The following is a 3,491-nucleotide window of genomic DNA, read 5'->3' as shown; positions in this document are numbered from 1 at the left end:
CTTCCTTGGCGTATTTGCGCGCCTCTTCCTGATAGGCGGCCAGTTCATCGCCGGCGGCGTAGCCGGCCATGGCGCCGCCCCAGGCGAAGATCGGGAATTGTTCGGAGACGGTGATGAAAGTAACAGAGGCGCCGAGGCCCTTGGCCAATGTCAGGCCGTGGGTAACGCCCTTGTCGGCCAGTTCCGATCCGTCCGTGGCGATGAGCAAATGTTTGTACATGATGACATGACCTGTTGCGCAAGGGCCGATGCCCTTGAGGTGGCGGGAGCCTTGTGGAGGGCTGGCCTTGATATAGTTGCGGCCTCGGGCCGATCACAGGGCCGGCCCCGCCGCGGATCAAGGCCAGGCGACCACGCAGTCTTGTACCAAGCGGATTCCCCTTTGCCGCATCGTCGCCTAAGGTGCCGGTGACATTGAAAGGCAGTCCATGAGCAACTCGTATCCGCAAATCCATCTGGTCCGGCATGGTGAGACGGCATGGAGCCTTTCGGGGCAGCATACCGGCCGCACCGACATGCCGTTGACCCCGGTTGGCGAGGCCGCCGCGCGGGGTGTCGCGGACAGGCTCGAGGGCCTGTCTTTTTCGGCCGTATGGTCGAGCCCGTCGCAGCGCGCCTACAACACCAGCGTACTGGCCGGCTTCGGCGCGCAGAGCGTCAAGAAGGACGATCTGCAGGAGTGGGACTATGGCGCCTATGAGGGGCTGACGACAAAACAGATCCTGGCCGAGCGCCGCGGCTGGAATGTGTTTCGCGATGGGTGTCCAAAGGGCGAGACGGCGGCCGATGTCGGCGCGCGGGCCGACAGGATTATCGCTGGGCTGCGCGAGGCCAATGCCAGCATATTGGTGTTTTCCAGCGCGCATTTTCTGCGCGTGCTGGCGGCGCGCTGGATCGGGCTGCCGCCGGAGGGCGGCGCGCTGCTCGTGCTCGATACGGCCAGCATCAGCGTGCTCGGCTACGAGCATGATTTGAGCGAGCCGGTCATCCGGAAATGGAACCAGAAATAGAGCAGCTTCGGCCAGCGGCACCGCTTACGCCTATCTGTCGAATTTCCTGATCGCCTCAGCGGTTACCGGCGTGAAGAAATTCACCAGATTGCCGTCAGGGTCGCGAAACAGCAGCGAGCGGTTGCCCCAGGGCATGGTGGTCGGCTTCTGCACAGTGATATTCCTGAGGAGGTCCGAGAGCCTGGCGAATTCAGCATCGACGTCGCCGACGCGGAACTCGATGATGGCGGTGTGGTTGTCGGCGGGGCGGGCGATGTCGCCGCCGAACAGCATCAAGGTGCGTGTGCTGCCGATCGCCAGCGTGCAGGTCGGCGTCGCCAGTTCGGCGAAGTCTTCCGTGTACACCGTCACGGGCATGCCGGTGATCTCACCGTAGAAGTGAACGAGACGCTGGACGTCCGACGTGATGATGCGGACGGAGACGAAATTCATTGCATTGGCTCCCTGATCGTTGAAGCCGTGGCCGGCTCCCATCCGACCTATAGGCCAGGCCTCCTGACAGCTTTCCGTCAGGAGGGATCGCCGTGCGGCTGCACCAGCGGCACGCCCTGCTTACCCCCTCAGCAGCGCCAACTCTTCTGCTGTCAAATGCCGTGCCGTACCCTTGGCGAGGTCGCCGAGCGGCAGGCGGCCGATAGCGATGCGGATGAGGCGCAGGATCTCGACGCCGTGCGCGGCGAGCAGGCGACGGATGTGGCGATTACGGCCTTCGTCGAGCACGATCTCCAGCCAGGCGGTGCGGCCGCCACTGCGCAAAAGTTCGATCGCGTTCGCGGTGAGCACCTCGCCGTCGACGGTCACGCCGGCGCGCAACGTCTCCAGCATCGGAGCATCCGGTACCGTGCCGATCTGCACGTGATAGGTTTTCGGCAAATGCGAAGCCGGGTCCATCAGCCGGTTGGCAAACCGGGTGTCGTTGGTCATCAGCAGCAGGCCTTCGCTCGCCTTGTCGAGGCGGCCGACCGGGGAGACGAAGGGCAAGTCGAGCCCTTCGAGGCAGGCATAGACGGTGTCGCGCTGCTGCGGGTCGTCGCGGGTGGTGACCAGCCCGCGCGGCTTGTTGAGCATGAGGTAGACCTTGCGCTCGGCAACCACCGGCCTGTCGTCGACGACGATGCGGTCGCGGTCGAGGTCGACGCGCAGCGCCGCATCGCGCACCACCTTGCCGCCGACACGCACGCGGCCTTCGGCGATCAGCACCTCGGCCTGCGTGCGCGAGCACAGGCCGAGCTTCGACAGCGCCCGGTTGAGACTGACGCCGGGCGCCGCCTGCCTGCCGCTCTGCCGTGTCTGCCGTGGTGTCATGGTGCCGTCTGCGCTGGTGGAGCCGACAGATGCCACGGGCTGCAATGGCTTCGCAAGCGTGGTGCTGTCTTCCTATACAGGGCAAGGGGCAATGGCGGCATCCGTACCGCCTGGAACAGCGATATTGTCGCCGCCGCATCCGCTATAATCTGCACCCCATGAGTGAGTCCGCTGCGCCGATAACCAAGACCGTCGTCATCGGTGCCGAGCCGGCCAAGGTCTGGCGGATACTGACGACGCCAGAAATGATCCCGCAATGGATGTCCGACGAGGAGTTGACCGTCAGCCTGCAAGGGCAGGCCGGCGGCGCGATCGTGATGCGCGGACTGCTGCACGGAATGCCGTTCGAAAACCACGGCACCATCCGCACTTTTGAGCCGGGAATGAGCTTCGCCTACAGCTACTGGAGCACACTGTCGGCCTCGCGTCTGGCGGACGTGCCCGAAAATCACACCGTGGTCAGCTTCGACCTGGCGCCGGCGGATGGGGGAACACTGTTGACACTGACGCTCAGCGACTTCGCCGAACCGGCGATCCGGCCGCATGCCGATCTCTACTGGGGGCCGACCTTGCAGATCCTGAAGGCGGTCTGCGAGCGCGCTTGAGGGCGGGCGGGAGTCATCGCAGCGGATAGGTCGTCCCGCCCTTACGCTTTGGGGTATCGGGCGAGAGCCAGCGCGCGGATGCGGTCGGCGACGGCGCTGTCGACCGGGTTGTAGACGGTCAGGCTCAAATCCGGCCGGCCGTCGACCGCGAAGCCCGAATATTCCAGTTCGATATCGCCAAGTTCCGGGTGCTTCAGGCGCTTTGTCCCGTCGCCATGGCTGAGCACGCCGTTTTCCCGCCACAGGGCGGCAAACTCGGGGCTGGCGCTGCAGAGTTCGTCGACGAGTTCACGCACCTCGGAGACAGCGCCGGCGCGTGCCGCATCGGCCCGGAACGCGCCCACCACGAAACGGGCGAGGTTTTGCCAGTCGTGCTGCCTGGCGCGGATATGGGGACTGAGGAACATGAAGCGCAGAATGTTGCGCTCGCCCTCGGGCAGGGTGCTGTAGTCGGTCAGCACGACCCTCGCGGCACGGTTCCAGGCAACGACGTCCCAGGTAGCGGTCCTGACTATGGCGGGGCTGGCCTAGAGCCTGTCGATGAGGCGCTTCAGCCTGGGGCTGACGCCCT

At 65.1% G+C, this 3,491-nt stretch carries 5 protein-coding genes and 1 pseudogene; 2 read left to right on the top strand and 4 right to left on the bottom strand.

What is annotated here, in order from left to right:
- Positions 1-220 (bottom strand): universal stress protein (locus tag EN991_RS28240; protein ID WP_164769421.1); only part of this gene is annotated, 220 nt, incomplete at its 3' end.
- A 208-nt stretch (positions 221-428) separates the two neighbouring features.
- Between EN991_RS28240 and EN991_RS28235 the strand changes: the two genes are divergently transcribed.
- The gene (locus EN991_RS28235; protein WP_127369982.1) at positions 429-1,010 is read left to right on the top strand and encodes a histidine phosphatase family protein; all 582 of its coding nucleotides are present in this window, start codon (positions 429-431) and stop codon (positions 1,008-1,010) included.
- A 30-nt stretch (positions 1,011-1,040) separates the two neighbouring features.
- Here EN991_RS28235 and EN991_RS28230 read toward each other — a convergent pair whose 3' ends face one another.
- Both EN991_RS28230 and EN991_RS28225 read right to left on the bottom strand, forming a co-directional pair.
- Positions 1,041-1,442, bottom strand: coding sequence for a VOC family protein (locus tag EN991_RS28230; RefSeq protein WP_013530567.1), 402 nt, complete (start codon positions 1,440-1,442; stop codon positions 1,041-1,043).
- 120 nt (positions 1,443-1,562) lie between these two features.
- Positions 1,563-2,315 carry a pseudouridine synthase gene (locus EN991_RS28225; protein WP_127369981.1) on the bottom strand — a complete coding sequence of 251 codons (753 nt, stop codon included), beginning with the start codon at positions 2,313-2,315 and terminating at the stop codon, positions 1,563-1,565.
- 44 nt (positions 2,316-2,359) lie between these two features.
- On the opposite strand from EN991_RS28225, the gene EN991_RS28220 reads away from it, so the two are divergent.
- Positions 2,360-2,920, top strand: coding sequence for an SRPBCC domain-containing protein (locus EN991_RS28220; protein WP_245461092.1), 561 nt, complete (start codon positions 2,360-2,362; stop codon positions 2,918-2,920).
- Between the two features lie 41 nt (positions 2,921-2,961).
- Here the strand turns inward: EN991_RS28220 and EN991_RS28215 are convergent.
- Positions 2,962-3,491: pseudogene (locus EN991_RS28215) on the bottom strand (transcriptional regulator); the annotation flags it as partial.

It is taken from the genome of Mesorhizobium sp. M7A.F.Ca.US.005.03.2.1 (genome assembly GCF_003997795.1).
Taxonomy (GTDB): domain Bacteria; phylum Pseudomonadota; class Alphaproteobacteria; order Rhizobiales; family Rhizobiaceae; genus Mesorhizobium; species Mesorhizobium ciceri.
The sequence above is the reverse complement of the archived record's forward strand: the minus strand, read 5'-3'. Positions and strand labels throughout refer to the sequence as shown.